This window comes from Klebsiella sp. 10-1, from assembly GCF_009758445.1.
Classification (GTDB): Bacteria; Pseudomonadota; Gammaproteobacteria; order Enterobacterales; family Enterobacteriaceae; genus Klebsiella; species Klebsiella scottii.
In genome coordinates, this window is sequence record NZ_WQRE01000017.1 from 538 (window position 1) to 17456 (window position 16919).

The window sequence follows — 16919 nt, forward strand, 5'->3', positions numbered from 1 at the left end:
AACGCGGCTTTCGCTCAGCGTTGCGAGGTGGCGTATATTACGCTTTCCTCTTTCAGAGTCAACCCCGTTTTTCAGAAGTTTTCTCTTTCAACCCGGCGGCTTGTTTGCCGTTGTTCCGTGTCGATGGAGGCGCATTATAGGGAGTTCTCGAGCGCCCGCAATAGTTAAATTGCAGAAAAATGACTGACTGCTGCATTCCCCAGCAAAACCCCGCTTTATACCCTGTTACGCACAGAATTATCCACAGACCGTCGGCGATCCTTCTTTATAAAGGCCGTCGCAGCGCCCTTCTATGAGGAGAGATAAGGAAAGATTTCCCCCTGCAAAGAGAAAGATAAAAATTCGCGAGCGTTGCGCAAACGTTTTCGTTACAATGCCGCGCTATGACACGGACGCCCGGTTGGGTGCGTTAGGTGAGTTTTTAGGCAAAAACTCACCTAACGCTCTCTGTAATGTTCAAATCCTGGGGATTTAATACCATGCAACAACGTCGTCCAGTCCGCCGCGCCCTGCTCAGTGTTTCTGATAAGGCCGGTATCGTCGAATTCGCGCAGGCTCTTTCCGCTCGTGGTGTTGAGCTACTCTCTACGGGTGGTACCGCACGCCTGCTGGCAGAGAAAGGCCTGCCGGTAACCGAAGTCTCTGACTACACCGGTTTCCCGGAAATGATGGATGGACGCGTGAAGACCCTGCATCCGAAAGTACACGGCGGCATTCTGGGTCGTCGCGGTCAGGATGATGAGATCATGGCGCAGCACGCTATATCTCCTATTGATATGGTCGTTGTTAACCTTTACCCGTTTGCCCAGACCGTCGCCCGTGAAGGCTGCTCGCTGGAAGATGCGGTTGAGAACATCGATATCGGCGGCCCAACCATGGTGCGCTCCGCGGCCAAGAACCATAAAGATGTCGCTATCGTTGTTAAGAGCAGCGACTACGCCGCCATTATTAAAGAGATGGACGCCAACGAAGGCTCCCTGACTCTCGAAACCCGTTTCGACCTCGCCATTAAAGCTTTTGAGCACACCGCCGCCTATGACAGCATGATTGCCAACTATTTCGGCAGCATGGTTCCGGCCTATCACGGTGAAACTCAGGAAGCTTCAGGCCGCTTCCCGCGTACCCTGAACCTGAACTTCATTAAGAAGCAGGATATGCGCTACGGTGAGAACAGCCATCAGCAGGCTGCCTTCTATATAGAAGAAGAAATTAAGGAAGCATCCGTTGCCACCGCCCAGCAGCTGCAGGGCAAAGCGCTTTCCTACAACAACATTGCCGATACCGATGCGGCGCTGGAGTGCGTGAAAGAGTTCAGCGAGCCGGCATGCGTCATCGTCAAGCACGCCAACCCGTGCGGCGTTGCGGTAAGCGATTCCCTGCTGGATGCTTACGACCGCGCCTATAAAACCGACCCAACCTCAGCGTTCGGCGGCATTATCGCCTTCAACCGCGAGCTGGATGCCGAAACCGCGCAGTCCATTATCTCCCGCCAGTTTGTCGAAGTGATCATCGCCCCCTCCGCTAGCGAAGAGGCGCTGAAAATTACCGCAGCGAAACAGAACGTCCGCGTTCTGACCTGCGGCGAGTGGACGACACGCGTACCGGGCCTTGATTTCAAACGCGTTAACGGTGGGCTGTTGGTGCAGGATCGCGATCTGGGTATGGTCACCGCCGGTGAACTGCGCGTGGTCAGCAAGCGCCAGCCGAGCGAGCAGGAGCTGCGCGATGCGCTGTTCTGCTGGAAAGTGGCCAAGTTCGTCAAATCCAACGCCATCGTTTATGCCAAAGAGAATATGACCATCGGCATAGGCGCAGGCCAGATGAGCCGCGTTTACTCCGCCAAAATTGCCGGGATTAAAGCCGGCGACGAAGGCCTGGAAGTGAAAGGTTCAGCAATGGCATCCGACGCATTCTTCCCGTTCCGTGACGGCATTGATGCGGCCGCGGCCGTAGGCGTGAGCTGCGTGATCCAGCCGGGTGGCTCTATTCGCGACGAAGAGGTGATTGCCGCTGCCGACGAGCACGGTATCGCGATGATCTTCACCGACATGCGCCATTTCCGCCATTAATTCACGGAGTAACACATGAAAGTATTAGTGATTGGTAACGGCGGGCGCGAGCACGCGTTAGGATGGAAAGCGGCGCAATCGCCGCTGGTTGATACCGTTTATGTTGCTCCGGGTAATGCCGGCACCGCCCTGGAGCCCGCGCTGCAGAACGTGGCGATCGGCGTGACCGACATTCCGGCACTGCTGAGCTTCGCACAGCGCGAAAATATCGATCTGACCATCGTCGGCCCGGAAGCGCCGCTGGTGATCGGCATCGTCGATGCGTTCCGCGCCGCCGGGCTGAAAATCTTTGGCCCAACGGAAGGTGCCGCACAGCTCGAGGGCTCTAAGGCCTTCACTAAAGATTTCCTCGCGCGTCACAACATCCCAACCGCCGAGTACCAGAACTTTACCGATATTGAGCCTGCCCTTGCGTATCTGCGGGAGAAAGGCGCGCCGATCGTTATCAAAGCTGACGGTCTGGCGGCCGGGAAAGGCGTTATTGTCGCAATGACGCTCGAAGAGGCGGAAGCCGCCGTCCACGATATGCTGGCAGGCAACGCCTTCGGCGACGCCGGCCATCGTATCGTTATTGAAGAGTTCCTCGACGGCGAAGAGGCCAGCTTCATCGTGATGGTCGACGGCGAGCACGTTCTGCCGATGGCCACCAGCCAGGACCACAAGCGCGTCGGTAATGGCGACACCGGCCCTAACACCGGCGGCATGGGCGCGTACTCTCCGGCCCCGGTGGTCACGGATGAGGTTCATCAGCGCACCATGGAGCGTATTATTTGGCCAACGGTCAAAGGGATGGCGGCGGAAGGCAATACCTATACCGGCTTTCTCTACGCGGGTCTGATGATCGATAAGCAGGGCAACCCGAAGGTTATCGAGTTCAACTGCCGCTTCGGCGATCCGGAAACTCAGCCCATCATGCTGCGCATGAAGTCGGACATGGTGGAGCTGTGCCTCGCCGCCTGTGATGGCAAGCTGGATGAGAAAACGTCAGAGTGGGACAACCGCGCTTCTCTCGGCGTGGTCGTGGCCGCAGGCGGCTATCCGGGCAGCTACAGCACCGGCGATGAGATCTTCGGCCTGCCGCAGGAAGAAGCGGCGGATGGCAAAGTGTTCCATGCGGGCACCCAGCTTTCTGCCGACCAGCGCGTACTCACCAACGGCGGCCGCGTACTGTGCGTAACGGCGCTGGGTGATAGCGTGGCCCAGGCGCAGCAGCGCGCCTATGAGCTGCTTACCGATATCCGTTGGGACGGCAGCTTTAGCCGCGACGATATCGGCTGGCGCGCCATCGCTCGCGAGCAAAACTAACGGCGTCATTTCATCCGTCGGGTTTACGCCCCCTTCTGTATGAACGGGCGGCCTCATTAATTTGTGGCCGCCCGTTTTATTTGGCATGCGCGGAGTACGGCTCTGCAAGGAGCGGCGGAGTGATGCCCGGCGGGTACGGCAACGAGGGTAGCGCGCATCGGAGTATGAAGCGCGGGTAAAGCGTTAGAAAGTTTTTTCCTGCGGTTGCCAGGTACAGAAGTCTTCGTTTGCCACCAGCAGCAGCTGCGAACCTTCAGATGCTTCCAGCCACGCGACGCTGACCTCTACGGACGAGTGATCCTGACGGCGGGCGATATGGGCTAACGCCCGGGCATCCAGGTCTGGCTTAACGGTCTGCCCTTCACAGGTGGTGATGGTCCGATCGGCGTGCCAGCGTCCCTGACGCAGCACAACGCGGCCCTGACGCAATGCGTCGCTGGTCTGGCGGATCTGCGTCGCCCGGTAGCGGTAGAGCGCGACCTGGTCGCTGGAGAGCTGCTGCTTTTGCCCGTCGATTTCACGCTGCATAAAGCTCAGCTCGCCCTGGTCATCAAAGCGGGCGCGAATATGTTCCGTGGTCTTGCCGTAAACGTTGAGCTCAATCAGCGTCAGCCGATCGCCCTGCCAGCGGTATTCGCTGGTTGAAGTATTGCCGTGACGCCACGGGCTAAAAGCGGCGAGAAGATGCACCTCGCCATTGGAATCCAGACGCCAGATACGCATCGCTCCCTGATTGTCAGCATAGCCGCTGGCGGTAAAAGGCGGGAGCGAGGAATCATGGCTGCAGGCAGCGAGTAACAGTACGCCTGCCAGCGTCAGCGTACGACGCCAGATAGACAAAAGGGGCTTAAAGGCCCCTTCGGTAGAACTGTACACTGCCACGCGGTCTTACTTAACTGCGTCTTTCAGTGCTTTGCCTGAAACAAACGCCGGCACGTTAGCAGCGGCAATTTTGATTTCATTACCGGTCTGCGGGTTGCGGCCAGTACGCTCAGCGCGGTGGTTCACTTTGAAGGTACCGAAACCAACCAGTTGGACAGCATCACCTTCTTTCAGAGACTCAGTAATTGCAGCCAGGGTAGATTCCAGGGCAGCTTTTGCCTGTGCTTTGGACAGGTCAGCTTTGTCCGCAATTACATCAATCAGTTGAGTCTTGTTCATAAGTTATCCTTACAATGTGTTTATCGCTTGCTAAGCACCGAGTGCGACGGAAATGCTGAAAAACACTCTCCTGCATACACGCACCGATAGCCACTTTTTTTCGCCCTCCAAATGTAGACCAGACGGGGGGCGGAATGGAAGCCTTCAGACGCTACAATTCAGGCGGTAAATCACGTTTTCTGGTCTCACTGCTGAAAATTTATACCAATATTGCTCTCGCCGGCTTCACGAAGGTCGGCACGCAGTCCTTTTATCAGTTCAATATCGCGCTCTTCGCAGTCGGCCAGCAGACGGAAAATTTCCCACTGAATGTCCCATTCTTGTTCAACCGCCGGGTTTTCCTTGAGCTCTTCGTCGGTCATTTCACGACCTGCCTGAGTCATTTCCAGCATCGCGACGGTGGTAATGGAACTCTTGCTCACTTCAATAGCGTGTTCGAGGGTTTCGCCACTCAGACGCGAGTGAACCAGCTCGCTTAATGCGACGCAGGCATCGATCGCCGGATAGACGCCGTACAGATCATAGTCGTCAGCCACCGGGATCGCCTCTTCCAGCTTCTCCAGCTGGCTATCAAAATTCACCTTCGCGTCTTTGACCGTTAACGTTTCCCAGATCAGATCGAGGATACGACGATACAGCTGGCCGTCGGCAAATTCGGTTTGCTGGCAAAACATGGCGTAATTGGGGTACATGCGCTCACACAAGCAGGCCATAAAAGTGACGTGCTGCCAGCTTTCCAGCTTCTCCAGGCGCAGATGAATCGGGTTTTGTAACATGATGAATTCTCGAAGTCAGAAATTAGCCGCAGTTTACCTGAATCAGCCGTGATTTGCTTGCCAACGCATAAACGCCGGGCGCTCTGATGCCACCGCATCCGCCCAGCGCGTCGGCTCCGGCAGGCGATAGCCTTTCATACAGCGCTCCACCCACATTAAGGCGCTATCCAGGCCAACCCGGTGGCCGGTGCTGATGAAGAGCGGGTTACAGCGCACCTTGCTACGCAGAACCCACGCCAGCTGTTCGTTTTTATCCATCAGCGCCGTCAGCGCCCCCGGCTCATCGCCCGGGGAGTCGCATTTGCCGCACAGACGCTTTTTCGCCACGCCGATGGTGGGCACGTCCACCAGCAGCCCGAAATGGCTGGCTACGCCAAGGCGTCGGGGATGGGAAATGCCGTGGCCGTCGACGAACAGCAGATCCGGTTTTTGCGAAAGCAGCTCCCACGCTGCCAGCAGCGCGGGGGTTTCACGAAAGGAGAGGAAGCCGGGAATATAGGGCATGGTGGTGGCAACGCGCGCCACCTGATATTCAACCAGCTCCAGCGAAGGCCAGGCCAGCAGCACCATCGCCGCTCGGGTGACTTCTCCTTCCTGCTCAAACCCTACATCCGCGCCGCCGATCAGCTGCGGCGGATCGCGATCCAGACGATCTTCACGAATGACTGATTCTGCTAAATCACGCTGCAGGGTACGGAGAGAAGCCAAATCCATAGTCGCTCCTTAGCGATGATACTGTGCTGACAGCCGATGTACCGCCTCCACAAACACGCCCGCATGCTCAGGGTCCACGTCCTGATGAATGCCGTGCCCGAGGTTGAAGACATGGCCTTCTCCCTGCCCAAAGCCGGCCAGAATAGTCGCCACCTCTTCTTCAATACGGGCAGCGGGCGCGTAAAGCATGGAAGGGTCCATATTGCCCTGCAGCGCGACCCTGTGGCCAACGCGACGACGCGCATCGGCGATATCGGTTGTCCAGTCGAGGCCCAGCGCATCGCAGCCGGTTTCCGCAATCGCTTCCAGCCACTGTCCGCCGCCTTTGGTAAACAGGGTCACCGGCACGCGGCGGCCTTCATTTTCGCGCAGCAGGCCATCGACGATTTTATGCATGTAGTAGAGCGAGAACTGCTGATAATCGCGGCCGGTCAGCACTCCGCCCCAGGTATCAAAAATCATCACCGACTGAGCGCCTGCTTTAATCTGGGCATTCAGGTACAGCGTGACGCTTTTGGCCAGCTTATCGAGCAGAGCGTGCAGCGTCTTCGGCTCGGCGTACATCATCTTCTTGATAACGGTAAAGGCTTTGCTGCTACCGCCTTCAACCATATAGGTCGCCAGCGTCCACGGGCTGCCGGAGAAGCCAATCAGCGGAACCTCGCCTTTTAGCTCACGGCGGATAGTACGTACCGCGTTCATTACATAGCCGAGCTCATCTTCCGGATCGGGGATCGGCAGTTTGTCGACGTCGGCTTTGCAGGTAACTGGCGAGGTAAAGCGCGGGCCTTCGCCGGCTTCAAAGTACAGCCCCAGGCCCATCGCATCCGGAATGGTCAGAATGTCTGAAAAGAGGATCGCCGCATCCAGCGCATAGCGACGCAGCGGCTGCAGGGTGACTTCACAGGCCAGCTCGGCATTTTTACACAGAGACATAAAGTCGCCCGCTTCTGCGCGAGTGGCTTTGTACTCCGGTAAATAGCGGCCCGCCTGGCGCATCATCCACACCGGGGTCACATCAACGGGTTGGCGCAGCAGCGCACGCAGATAACGATCGTTCTTCAGTTCGGTCATTTTGCAGTTCCTTAATGCGTCAGGCCGTCATTGTATCACGTCATTCATAGTCGGCCCGACACATTGCCACCGTATCTTCAATCAGCCGGCGCGCCACGGTTCCCGGCGGCGGCAGAAGCGGCAAGTCGTCGTAGCGATACCAGCCCGCCTCCAGCAGCTCTTTGCGATCGATGACAATCTCACCGCTGTCGTATTCCGCCATAAATGCGGTCATCAGCGACTGCGGAAACGGCCACGGCTGGGAGGTCACGTAGCGCAGGTTCTTCACCTTAATGCCGCACTCTTCCATCACCTCGCGCGCCACCGTCTGCTCGAGGGTCTCCCCGACTTCGACAAAGCCGGCCAGCACCGTATGTACGCCGTTGCGGTGGCGGGTATGCTGCGCCAGCAGGATAGAGTCTTCCCGGCGAATGGCGACAATCATGCACGGCGCGATTTGCGGATAGTAGCGCTCGCGGCAGTGGCTACACAGCATCGCCCATTCGGTTTTGCTCGGATGCATCGGGTGCCCGCAGTAGCCGCAGAACTTATGCGAGCGATAAAACTCTGCCAGCTGAATGCCGCGGCCCGCCAGCTGAAACAGGCCAGGATCCTGATCCAGCACCTGCCGCAGCGATCCCATATCCTGCCGACGATCCTGGCGTATCAGCCACACCGCGTCACCTTGCCATTCGCCAATCTGCAGCGCGTGCTGGCCGACAAGATTAAAATTTACCGCTTCGCCGTGTGGTAATTCCCCGCCGGGTAACCATAATTTTTGTTCGTGACTGACGATCCACCAGCCGCGATCTAATTTTTCAATAATACGATCCATATCTATTGCACTACCTTAATTTTACTGGCACTTTTAACATTATATTTACATTTTGGTGAGCAACGTTATTTTTCTTAATCTTGCGGAGTCAACCATGTTAAACCAGCTGGAAAACCTAACGGAACGTGTTGGAGGCAGTAATGAACTGGTCGATCGCTGGCTGCATGTACGTAAGCATTTGCTCGTGGCTTACTACAAGCTGGTTGGCCTGAAACCTGGCAAAGAGTCATTTATGCGGCTTAATGAAAAGGCGCTGGATAACTTTTGTCAAAGCCTGGTGGATTATCTCTCATCCGGCCATTTTAGTATTTATGAACGCATTATCGGGGAAATGGAAGGCGATACGCCACTTTTGGCCGCCACCAGGCTCTATCCACAGCTGGAAGCCAACACCCAGCAGATTATGGATTATTACGACTCCTGCCTCGAAAACGCGATCGATCACGATAACTATCTCGAGTTCCAGCAGGCGCTCTCAGATATCGGTGAAGCGCTGGAAGCGCGCTTCGCGCTTGAAGATAAGCTGATCGCGCTGGCCGTGACCTATAACCTGAAAGACAGCATCAGCGACAATATCGCGCCGACTGCTTGAGTTGTGAGCCGTTAACGAGTAGTTTACATACATTCTCCCTCTGCGGAGGGAGCGTTATCTTGTCGGAGTGCCTATTTTCCACAAAGCATTCGCGATGCCTCAAGATGGCAAGTCAGTGAACCTCCAGGAACTTATATCAGTAAGTGACCGGAGTGAGCGGACGAAGCCAACGAAGAGGCAGCGTGAAGGATAAAGTGGAAAAGGCTGAGACCGTTAATTCGGGATCCGCGGAACCTGATCAGGCTAATACCTGCGAAGGGAACAAGAGTAAACTGCAAAGAGCGGCCGTCCCTCCAGGACCAAACGCATCTGTTACTCCATCCGTCGTCTGACAAGCCATCTCCTTTTCGTCTGGAATGAGCTATGTCTACAGAAAAACTGACCCGTCGACAGCAGCGCGAACGCGCCCAGCGTTTTATCGACACTCTTGAAGGTTCGGTCTTCCCCAACTCGCAGCGTACCTACATTCAGGGTTCGCAGGATGATATTCGCGTCCCGATGCGGGAAATCCAGCTTAGCCCCACGCTTATCGGCGGCGGCAAAGAAAATCCGCGCTATGAAGATAACGAAGCGATCCCGGTGTACGACACCTCCGGTCCCTACGGCGACCCCGATATCGCGATCGATGTCCACCAGGGTCTGACAAAGCTGCGCCAGCCGTGGATTGACGCGCGTAACGATAGCGAACCGCTGAGCCATCGCAGCTCCGCTTACACCCAGCAACGCCTGGCTGATGACGGCCTCGACGAGCTGCGCTTCAGCCGCCTGCTGACGCCAAAGCGGGCCGCCGCAGGCCGCCGCGTGACTCAGCTCCACTACGCCCGCCGGGGCCTCGTCACGCCTGAGATGGAGTTTATCGCCATCCGCGAAAATATGGGCCGCGAGCGCATTCGTAGCGAAGTGCTGCGCCACCAGCACCCGGGGGAAGGGTTTGGCGCCCATCTGCCGGACAACATCACGCCGGAGTTTGTCCGTGACGAAGTGGCCGCCGGGCGCGCCATTATTCCGGCCAATATCAACCATCCAGAGTCGGAGCCGATGATTATCGGCCGTAATTTTCTGGTCAAAGTTAACGCCAATATCGGCAACTCCGCCGTCACCTCCTCCATTGAGGAAGAGGTAGAAAAGCTGGTGTGGTCAACCCGCTGGGGCGCGGATACGGTGATGGATCTCTCCACCGGCCGCTATATCCACGAAACCCGCGAGTGGATCCTGCGTAACAGTCCGGTGCCTATCGGTACGGTGCCGATCTATCAGGCGCTGGAAAAGGTAAACGGCATTGCCGAGGACCTAAGCTGGGAAGCATTTCGCGACACCCTGCTGGAGCAGGCGGAGCAAGGCGTTGACTACTTCACCATCCATGCCGGCGTCCTGCTGCGCTACGTTCCGATGACCGCCAGACGCCTCACCGGCATTGTCTCCCGCGGCGGTTCGATCATGGCGAAATGGTGCCTGTCGCACCATCAGGAAAACTTCCTCTATCAGCACTTTCGCGAAATTTGTGAAATCTGCGCCGCCTATGACGTCTCGCTATCGCTCGGCGACGGTCTGCGTCCGGGCTCGATCCAGGACGCCAACGATGAAGCGCAGTTTGCCGAGCTGCGAACCTTAGGCGAGCTGACGAAAATCGCCTGGGAGTACGACGTACAGGTGATGATTGAAGGCCCGGGCCACGTGCCGATGCAGATGATCCTCCGCAACATGACCGAAGAGCTGGAGCACTGTCACGAAGCGCCGTTCTATACCCTCGGGCCGTTAACCACCGATATCGCCCCGGGCTACGATCACTTCACTTCCGGCATTGGCGCCGCGATGATCGGCTGGTTTGGCTGCGCGATGCTCTGCTACGTGACGCCGAAAGAGCACCTCGGGCTGCCGAACAAAGAGGACGTTAAGCAGGGGCTGATTACCTACAAAATCGCCGCCCACGCCGCCGACCTTGCCAAAGGCCATCCCGGGGTGCAGATCCGCGATAACGCCATGTCAAAAGCGCGTTTCGAATTCCGCTGGGAGGACCAGTTCAATCTCGCCCTCGACCCGTTCACCGCCCGCGCCTATCACGATGAAACCCTGCCGCAGGAGTCGGGAAAAGTCGCCCACTTCTGCTCCATGTGCGGACCCAAATTCTGTTCAATGAAAATCAGCCAGGAAGTACGCGACTATGCCGCCCTCCAGAACATCGAAAGCGGAATGGCCGATATGTCGCAGGACTTCCGCGCTCGCGGCGGCGAAATCTATTTACGTAAGGAGCAAGCCTGATGTATCAACCCGATTTTCCCCCGGTCCCTTTTCGTTTAGGACTCTACCCGGTCGTGGATAGCGTGGCGTGGATTGAACGCCTGCTGAAAGCGGGCGTGCGCACCATCCAGCTGCGAATTAAGGATCGGCGTGAGGCTGACGTTGAGGACGATGTCATCGCCGCTATCGCGCTTGGCCGTCAATACCGTGCCCGGCTGTTTATCAACGACTACTGGCAGCTGGCCATTAAGCATCAGGCCTACGGCGTGCACCTGGGCCAGGAGGACCTTGAAACGACCGATCTGAGCGCTATTCGCAATGCCGGGCTGCGCCTCGGCGTCTCGACGCATGATGATATGGAGATTGACGTCGCGCTGGCGGCGCGCCCCTCCTACGTCGCATTAGGTCACGTTTTCCCGACCCAAACCAAGCAGATGCCCTCCGCGCCGCAGGGACTGGAGCAGTTGGCGCGCCATATCAGCCGGCTACAGGACTACCCAACGGTGGCCATTGGCGGCATCAGCCTCGAACGCGCTCCGGCGGTGCTGGACGCCGGCGTTGGCAGCATTGCCGTGGTCAGCGCGATTACCCAGGCGGCGGACTGGCGGCAGGCCACCGCCCGGCTGCTGGAAATAGCGGGAGCAGGCGATGAATGATAGCGATTTTATGCGCTACAGCCGCCAGCTGATGCTGGAAGATATTGCCATCGAAGGTCAGCAGAAGCTGCTCGCCAGCCGGGTGCTGATCGTCGGGCTCGGCGGACTCGGCTCTCCCGCGGCGCTCTATCTGGCGGGCGCTGGCGTCGGTACGCTGGTCCTCGCCGATGACGACGATGTCCACGTCAGCAACCTGCAGCGGCAGATTTTGTTCACCAGCGACGATATTGCCCGGCCTAAAGCAACGGCTGCCCGACAGCGGCTGGCGCGGCTCAATCCGCAGATCGATGTTATCCCCCTGCGGCAGCGATTAAGCGGCGCGGCGCTGCTGGCTGAAGTAACGCAGGCCGACGTGGTGCTGGACTGCACCGATAACATGGAGAGCCGCCAGGCCATCAACGCCGCCTGCGTGACCCACAAAACGCCGTTAATTACCGCCAGCGCCGTCGGGCTTGGCGGGCAGCTGATGGTCCTGACCCCGCCGTGGGAACAGGGCTGCTATCGCTGCCTGTGGCCAGATACGACCGAACCCGAGCGTAGCTGCCGCACCGCGGGCATTATCGGGCCGGTGGTCGGCATAATGGGTACGCTCCAGGCGCTGGAGGCGATCAAGCTACTCTCCGGCATGGTCACGCCGCGTAATACTCTGCGGCTGTTTGACGCCCGCACCGGCTCCTGGCGAAGCCTGGCGCTACAGCGGGCGCAGAGCTGTCCGGTATGCGGAGGACAACATGCAGATTTGGTTTAACGACGAACCGCTCCTCTGCGCCGACGCGATCACCGTCGCCGCCCTGCTCGTTCAGCTGGAACAGCAGCAGGCGGGTATCGCGCTGGCGCTCAATCAACACGTCCTGCCGCGCGAGCGGTGGGATCACCATCTTCTGCAGGAAGGCGATCGGGTCCTGCTTTTTCAGGTTATCGCCGGAGGCTGACATGTTACGTATCGCAGACAAAACGTTCGACTCACATATTTTTACCGGTACCGGAAAATTTTCCGCGCCGGACCTTATGGTCGAGGCGATCCGCGCCTCGGGAAGCCAGCTGGTGACGCTGGCAATGAAGCGCGTCGATTTACGTCAGCACAATGATGCGATCCTCGCGCCTTTACTGGCCGCCGGCGTCAGCCTGCTGCCGAATACGTCGGGAGCGAAAACGGCGGAAGAAGCCGTGTTCGCCGCCCGCCTGGCGCGGGAAGCCCTGGGCACTCACTGGTTAAAGCTGGAGATTCATCCGGACGCGCGCTGGCTGCTGCCGGACCCCATCGAAACCCTGAAGGCGGCGGAGCTCCTGGTACGGGAAGGTTTTGTGGTTCTGCCCTACTGCGGCGCCGACCCGGTGCTGTGTAAACGGCTGGAGGAGGTGGGCTGCGCGGCGGTAATGCCGCTCGGCGCCCCCATCGGCTCCAATCAAGGACTTGAAACCCGCGCCATGCTGGAAATCATTATCGCCCAGGCCACGGTACCGGTGGTCGTTGACGCCGGTATTGGCGTGCCCAGCCATGCGGCGCAGGCGCTGGAGATGGGCGCCGACGCGGTGCTGGTGAATACCGCAATCGCCGTCGCCGACGATCCGGTGACCATGGCGCGCGCGTTTCGTCTGGCGGTAGAAGCGGGTCTGCTGGCCCGTCAGGCCGGACCCGGCGCGCGCAGCGCCCAGGCGCAGGCCACCAGCCCGCTGACCGGTTTCCTGGAGGCGCTGGCATGAACACCTTTAGCGACCGCTGGAAACAGCTGGAGTGGGATGATATCCGCCTGCGCATCAACAGCAAAACCCCAGCCGACGTTGAGCGGGCGATAGCGGCAAAACAGCTTACTCGCGACGATATGATGGCCCTGCTCTCCCCCGCCGCCGCCGGCTATCTGGAGCCGCTGGCGCAGCGCGCGCAGCGCCTGACCCGCCAGCGCTTTGGTAACACCGTCAGTTTCTATGTTCCCCTTTATCTCTCTAACCTGTGCGCGAACGACTGCACCTACTGCGGCTTTTCAATGAGCAACCGCATCAAGCGCAAGACGCTGGATAGCGATGAAATTACCCGCGAGTGCGCCGCTATCCGCCAGATGGGCTTTGAGCATCTGCTGCTGGTCACCGGCGAACACCAGGGCAAAGTGGGGATGGACTATTTTCGCCAGCATCTGCCGGCGATCCGCAGCCAGTTCTCCTCGCTACAGATGGAGGTGCAGCCGCTGAGCACGGATGAGTACGCTGAGCTGAAAACGCTCGGCCTGGACGGCGTGATGGTCTATCAGGAAACGTATCATGAGAGCATGTACGCCCAGCATCATCTGAAGGGGAAGAAGCAGGACTTCTTCTGGCGCCTGGATACGCCGGATCGTCTCGGCCAGGCGGGGATCGATAAGATCGGCCTGGGCGCGCTCATTGGCCTCTCCGATAGCTGGCGCGTGGATTGCTACATGGTCGCTGAGCATCTGCTGTGGCTCCAGCAGCATTACTGGCGCAGCCGCTACTCGGTCTCCTTCCCCCGGCTGCGGCCGTGCGCCGGCGGTATCGAACCGGCATCGCTGATGGATGAGTGCCAGCTGGTGCAGACCATCTGCGCCTTCCGCCTGCTGGCGCCGGAGGTTGAGCTGTCGCTTTCAACCCGCGAAGCGCCCGATTTTCGCGATCGGGTGATCCCGCTGGCCATTAACAACGTCAGCGCATTTTCAAAAACTCAGCCCGGCGGCTATGCCGATAATCATCCCGAGCTGGAGCAGTTCGCCCCTCATGATGGCCGCCGTCCCGAAGAGGTCGCCAGCGCCCTGGTCGCTCGCGGCCTGCAGCCGGTGTGGAAAGACTGGGACAGCTGGTTGGGACGCGCTACGCAGTCATCCTGAAGAGGAGTGTAACGACCTGACTATTTTGCGAGCCTGAACGCGAGAACAAAAACGGCAGATTGCTTACCTCCTGCCGTTTTCCTATTCTGCCCCGGTCAGCAGCGGACGCTGACCAGGGCGATGATTTCTCTTCCTCATTTTCGCCCTGCCTCCTTTACGGACAACGGGCGCAAACCTCAGCGCAGGCGAATTTAAATCCCTTGCCCAAGGAGGGCGCGGTTATAATTGACGAATAGTTACCTGATTCGATCGGCAGGCATGCTGGCTAAACCTGCGTATTAACCCACGGTTTATACCTTCTGGAACGATTTACGACTCATGGCTCGTCACAACAGAAAGCTCTCTTTTACTACGCCGATTCTGGTGGGGTTTGCGGGGATTTTACTCAGTTTTTTACTGATCGCAGCGTTCGTTACCGCCACTCAGAAAAAGAATTTCCTTGAGGACTATCACCACGTTAATCGCAACTTCACCCATAATCTGGCCATTAACTACACCGAATCACTGCTGCGCGTAAATGATCATATTCTCACCCGCGCAACCACCTTTTTTTCCCGCAATGACGAGCTGAATAATGCCGTTAATCTCGATCCGCAAAAAGGCTTACGCACGTTGATGCAGCTTCAGGATCTGATGCAAACCGTCTCTTCTATCTCGCTGGCGGACACCCAGGCGCACTATTTGCGCGCCCCTGAAGTCCTGGAGACGGAAGATAGCCGATCGTTTGATCCTGAATCACGGCCGTGGTTTATCAAACAGGCGGAAGCCAGTATGTTCAGCCTCTACACCCGCCCCTATCTGGATTATTTTACCCATCGGCCAAGCGTAACCCTTTATCGCCCGGTGATCTCCCCGGAAGGACGGCTCAAAGGCAGCCTCGCCTTCCATATGGACCTGACATCGATGGGGCACGCGCTGCGGCAAATGGTGGCGCCGGTGCAGGGTGAGTTTTTTGTCGTGCAGCGTGACGGGAAAGTGGTGCTCCACCCCGACCCTGGCGCCCTGTTTAAACCCTACGTCAGCAGCAGCCTGATGGATAACATGACCAGCGCGGAAGGACAGCTGTACGATAACGCCAGCGATAGCTGGTACTACTACTACTCTTTTACTAATCCCGACTGGTTTGTGATTTACCGCGTCTCTAACGCCACGCTGGTTGATTTGACGCGCTACGAAACCGATATTCTCATCTGGGGATTTGTCCTGGCCGCCATTGTCATTATCCTGTTTGGCCTCTACCTGCGCCACGCTTCGCGTACGGTGCTGATGAATATCATTAACGCCATTAAGACCGGCGACGTTCAGCGCGCCCCGCGGCTGGAAGCGATGTTGAGCAAGGCTATCGAAAGCAATAAGCAGCGCGAGCTAACCTACGTGCGCCAGGCCACCATCGACGCCCTGACCGGCTGTAAAAACCGCCGCGCCTTCGATAGCGATATCGCCGCGCTGATGAACGATCACCAGCCGTTTGCCCTGGCGCTGGTCGACATCGATAACTTTAAATCGATTAACGACACCTGGGGTCACCTCAACGGCGATATCGTTCTGCGCAGCGTCGCCCGTGAAGGGCTGCAAATCCTGCAGCCGCTGCAGATTTCACTCTACCGATACGGCGGAGAGGAGTTCGCGGTGGTATTTACCGCAGAGCATCTCACCCATGCCCATACGCTGCTCGAAAGCTGGCGGATTAAGATTACCCAGCGCACCTGGCGTGAAGAGGGGCTGAGCGTAACCTTCAGCGCGGGCCTCGGCGAATGGAACATGGAGCCGCTGGATAAACTGGTGGTCAGCGTCGACGAAGCGCTCTATAAAGCGAAACAGCAGGGCAAGAATCAGATCGTCAGAACCTAAAGCGAATCCCCAAAAAACCCGCTTCGTGGGCTTTTTTGTCTTTTTTGTCCGCAAACCGAAACCGGTTTCATTATTTTGTGATGCCTTACACACAATCGCTGCAAAGCGGTTGTTCCGTCACCCTGCCCGCGCTAAAGATGGTATATCAAGGAACATAAAGGCGACGAACTATGAAGAATATCGTTTTATGCTGTGCCGCAGGTATGTCCACCAGCATGCTGGTTCAACGTATGCAAGCTGCCGCGCAGCAGAAAGGGGTGGAAGTCTCGATTAAAGCCGTGCCGGTTGCTGAATTTAAAGACAATCTGGCCGCTGCCGATATTATCCTGCTGGGCCCTCAGGTGAAGTATGAGCAGGCGAAACTACAGGCGCTGGCCGATCCGTTCGGTAAAAAAGTTGCCGTTATCGATATGATGGATTACGGCATGATGAAAGGCGATGCCGTTCTGGATAAAGCCCTGAAGTTGATGGAGTAAGAGATGGAAGATTTAGAAACGATCATCATGGAGCTGCTGGTTAACGCCGGTTCAGCGCGTAGTTCTGCATTAACCGCACTGCAGCTGGCGCGCAAAGGCGATTTTGCCGCCGCCGAACAGGCGATGGCAGAATCTCATGAGTTTGTGAAGCACGCGCATAAAATCCAGACCCAGCTTATCGGTCTGGATGAAGGGTCCGGCAAGCTTCCGGTCAACCTGATTACCGTTCACTCTCAGGACCATCTGATGAACGCCATGGTAATCCAGGATCTGGCGACCGATATGATCGAACTGTATCGCCGTATTCCGCAGTAAATTAAACCGCTTTATGCAGCAGGTGCCCGTTCGGCACCTGCCTT

18 protein-coding genes are annotated in these 16919 nt (G+C 57.6%); 12 read left to right on the forward strand and 6 right to left on the reverse strand.

Features of this window, described 5'->3' with window-relative positions:
* Nucleotides 1–479: 479 nt before the first annotated feature.
* Entirely contained in the window at nt 480–2069 is a 1590-nt protein-coding gene (gene purH / locus GO007_RS28025; protein ID WP_095105611.1) for a bifunctional phosphoribosylaminoimidazolecarboxamide formyltransferase/IMP cyclohydrolase, read from the forward strand.
* A gap of 15 nt (nt 2070–2084) precedes the next feature.
* Nucleotides 2085–3374 carry a phosphoribosylamine--glycine ligase gene (purD, locus tag GO007_RS28030; protein WP_095105613.1) on the forward strand — a complete coding sequence of 430 codons (1290 nt, stop codon included), beginning with the start codon at nt 2085–2087 and terminating at the stop codon, nt 3372–3374.
* 183 nt (nt 3375–3557) lie between these two features.
* On the opposite strand, the gene GO007_RS28035 is transcribed toward purD, so the two are convergent.
* The 6 genes from GO007_RS28035 to nudC all read right to left on the reverse strand — a co-directional run bounded on the left by GO007_RS28035 (nt 3558) and on the right by nudC (nt 7913).
* Nucleotides 3558–4250 (reverse strand): DUF1481 domain-containing protein, encoded by a 693-nt coding sequence (locus GO007_RS28035; RefSeq protein WP_095105644.1) that lies wholly within the window; start codon nt 4248–4250, stop codon nt 3558–3560.
* A gap of 12 nt (nt 4251–4262) precedes the next feature.
* Complete coding sequence (gene hupA, locus GO007_RS28040; protein WP_004097675.1) at nt 4263–4535, reverse strand: nucleoid-associated protein HU-alpha; 273 nt, start codon at nt 4533–4535, stop codon at nt 4263–4265.
* Nucleotides 4536–4720: 185 nt separating this feature from the next.
* Nucleotides 4721–5311 carry a YjaG family protein gene (locus GO007_RS28045; protein ID WP_095105615.1) on the reverse strand — a complete coding sequence of 197 codons (591 nt, stop codon included), beginning with the start codon at nt 5309–5311 and terminating at the stop codon, nt 4721–4723.
* Nucleotides 5312–5353: 42 nt separating this feature from the next.
* Nucleotides 5354–6025 carry a deoxyribonuclease V gene (gene nfi, locus GO007_RS28050; protein WP_095105617.1) on the reverse strand — a complete coding sequence of 224 codons (672 nt, stop codon included), beginning with the start codon at nt 6023–6025 and terminating at the stop codon, nt 5354–5356.
* A 9-nt stretch (nt 6026–6034) separates the two neighbouring features.
* The gene (gene hemE, locus GO007_RS28055; RefSeq protein ID WP_095105619.1) at nt 6035–7099 is read right to left on the reverse strand and encodes a uroporphyrinogen decarboxylase; all 1065 of its coding nucleotides are present in this window, start codon (nt 7097–7099) and stop codon (nt 6035–6037) included.
* Nucleotides 7100–7139: 40 nt separating this feature from the next.
* The gene (nudC, locus tag GO007_RS28060; RefSeq protein ID WP_095105621.1) at nt 7140–7913 is read right to left on the reverse strand and encodes an NAD(+) diphosphatase; all 774 of its coding nucleotides are present in this window, start codon (nt 7911–7913) and stop codon (nt 7140–7142) included.
* Nucleotides 7914–8007: 94 nt separating this feature from the next.
* Here nudC and rsd point away from each other — a divergent pair, with 94 nt between their 5' ends.
* The 10 genes from rsd (at nt 8008) to GO007_RS28110 (ending at nt 16875) form a co-directional block, all read left to right on the forward strand.
* The gene (rsd, locus tag GO007_RS28065; protein ID WP_095105623.1) at nt 8008–8505 is read left to right on the forward strand and encodes a sigma D regulator; all 498 of its coding nucleotides are present in this window, start codon (nt 8008–8010) and stop codon (nt 8503–8505) included.
* Between the two features lie 363 nt (nt 8506–8868).
* Nucleotides 8869–10764: a phosphomethylpyrimidine synthase ThiC gene (thiC, locus tag GO007_RS28070; RefSeq protein ID WP_095105625.1), complete on the forward strand. Its 1896-nt coding sequence runs from the start codon at nt 8869–8871 to the stop codon at nt 10762–10764.
* Nucleotides 10764–11399, forward strand: a complete 636-nt coding sequence (gene thiE / locus GO007_RS28075; RefSeq protein WP_095105627.1) for a thiamine phosphate synthase — start codon at nt 10764–10766, stop codon at nt 11397–11399. The genes thiC and thiE overlap by 1 nt, the downstream gene beginning before the upstream one ends.
* A complete protein-coding gene (locus GO007_RS28080) occupies nt 11392–12147 on the forward strand; it encodes a HesA/MoeB/ThiF family protein (RefSeq protein ID WP_095105629.1) in 756 nt (251 codons plus the stop codon). The genes thiE and GO007_RS28080 overlap by 8 nt, the downstream gene beginning before the upstream one ends.
* Nucleotides 12131–12331 (forward strand): sulfur carrier protein ThiS, encoded by a 201-nt coding sequence (thiS, locus tag GO007_RS28085; RefSeq protein ID WP_095105631.1) that lies wholly within the window; start codon nt 12131–12133, stop codon nt 12329–12331. The genes GO007_RS28080 and thiS overlap by 17 nt, the downstream gene beginning before the upstream one ends.
* A gap of 1 nt (nt 12332) precedes the next feature.
* Nucleotides 12333–13103 (forward strand): thiazole synthase, encoded by a 771-nt coding sequence (thiG, locus tag GO007_RS28090; protein ID WP_095105633.1) that lies wholly within the window; start codon nt 12333–12335, stop codon nt 13101–13103.
* Nucleotides 13100–14233, forward strand: a complete 1134-nt coding sequence (thiH, locus tag GO007_RS28095) for a 2-iminoacetate synthase ThiH (protein ID WP_095105636.1) — start codon at nt 13100–13102, stop codon at nt 14231–14233. The genes thiG and thiH overlap by 4 nt, the downstream gene beginning before the upstream one ends.
* A 318-nt stretch (nt 14234–14551) precedes the next feature.
* Complete coding sequence (locus tag GO007_RS28100; protein WP_095105638.1) at nt 14552–16084, forward strand: sensor domain-containing diguanylate cyclase; 1533 nt, start codon at nt 14552–14554, stop codon at nt 16082–16084.
* Between the two features lie 170 nt (nt 16085–16254).
* A complete protein-coding gene (locus GO007_RS28105; RefSeq protein WP_041143545.1) occupies nt 16255–16560 on the forward strand; it encodes a PTS sugar transporter subunit IIB in 306 nt (101 codons plus the stop codon).
* Between the two features lie 3 nt (nt 16561–16563).
* Nucleotides 16564–16875, forward strand: coding sequence for a PTS lactose/cellobiose transporter subunit IIA (locus GO007_RS28110; RefSeq protein WP_041143544.1), 312 nt, complete (start codon nt 16564–16566; stop codon nt 16873–16875).
* The last annotated feature ends 44 nt before the right edge of the window (nt 16876–16919 follow it).

Coding starts and splice junctions, on each gene's coding strand:
- purH (WP_095105611.1), top strand. CDS start 480: ATGCAACAACGTCGTCCAGTCCGCCGCGCCCTGCTCAGTGTTTCTGAT.
- purD (WP_095105613.1), top strand. CDS start 2,085: ATGAAAGTATTAGTGATTGGTAACGGCGGGCGCGAGCACGCGTTAGGA.
- hupA (WP_004097675.1), bottom strand. CDS start 4,535: ATGAACAAGACTCAACTGATTGATGTAATTGCGGACAAAGCTGACCTG.
- GO007_RS28045 (WP_095105615.1), bottom strand. CDS start 5,311: ATGTTACAAAACCCGATTCATCTGCGCCTGGAGAAGCTGGAAAGCTGG.
- nfi (WP_095105617.1), bottom strand. CDS start 6,025: ATGGATTTGGCTTCTCTCCGTACCCTGCAGCGTGATTTAGCAGAATCA.
- hemE (WP_095105619.1), bottom strand. CDS start 7,099: ATGACCGAACTGAAGAACGATCGTTATCTGCGTGCGCTGCTGCGCCAA.
- nudC (WP_095105621.1), bottom strand. CDS start 7,913: ATGGATCGTATTATTGAAAAATTAGATCGCGGCTGGTGGATCGTCAGT.
- rsd (WP_095105623.1), top strand. CDS start 8,008: ATGTTAAACCAGCTGGAAAACCTAACGGAACGTGTTGGAGGCAGTAAT.
- thiC (WP_095105625.1), top strand. CDS start 8,869: ATGTCTACAGAAAAACTGACCCGTCGACAGCAGCGCGAACGCGCCCAG.
- thiE (WP_095105627.1), top strand. CDS start 10,764: ATGTATCAACCCGATTTTCCCCCGGTCCCTTTTCGTTTAGGACTCTAC.
- GO007_RS28080 (WP_095105629.1), top strand. CDS start 11,392: ATGAATGATAGCGATTTTATGCGCTACAGCCGCCAGCTGATGCTGGAA.
- thiS (WP_095105631.1), top strand. CDS start 12,131: ATGCAGATTTGGTTTAACGACGAACCGCTCCTCTGCGCCGACGCGATC.
- thiG (WP_095105633.1), top strand. CDS start 12,333: ATGTTACGTATCGCAGACAAAACGTTCGACTCACATATTTTTACCGGT.
- thiH (WP_095105636.1), top strand. CDS start 13,100: ATGAACACCTTTAGCGACCGCTGGAAACAGCTGGAGTGGGATGATATC.
- GO007_RS28100 (WP_095105638.1), top strand. CDS start 14,552: ATGGCTCGTCACAACAGAAAGCTCTCTTTTACTACGCCGATTCTGGTG.
- GO007_RS28105 (WP_041143545.1), top strand. CDS start 16,255: ATGAAGAATATCGTTTTATGCTGTGCCGCAGGTATGTCCACCAGCATG.
- GO007_RS28110 (WP_041143544.1), top strand. CDS start 16,564: ATGGAAGATTTAGAAACGATCATCATGGAGCTGCTGGTTAACGCCGGT.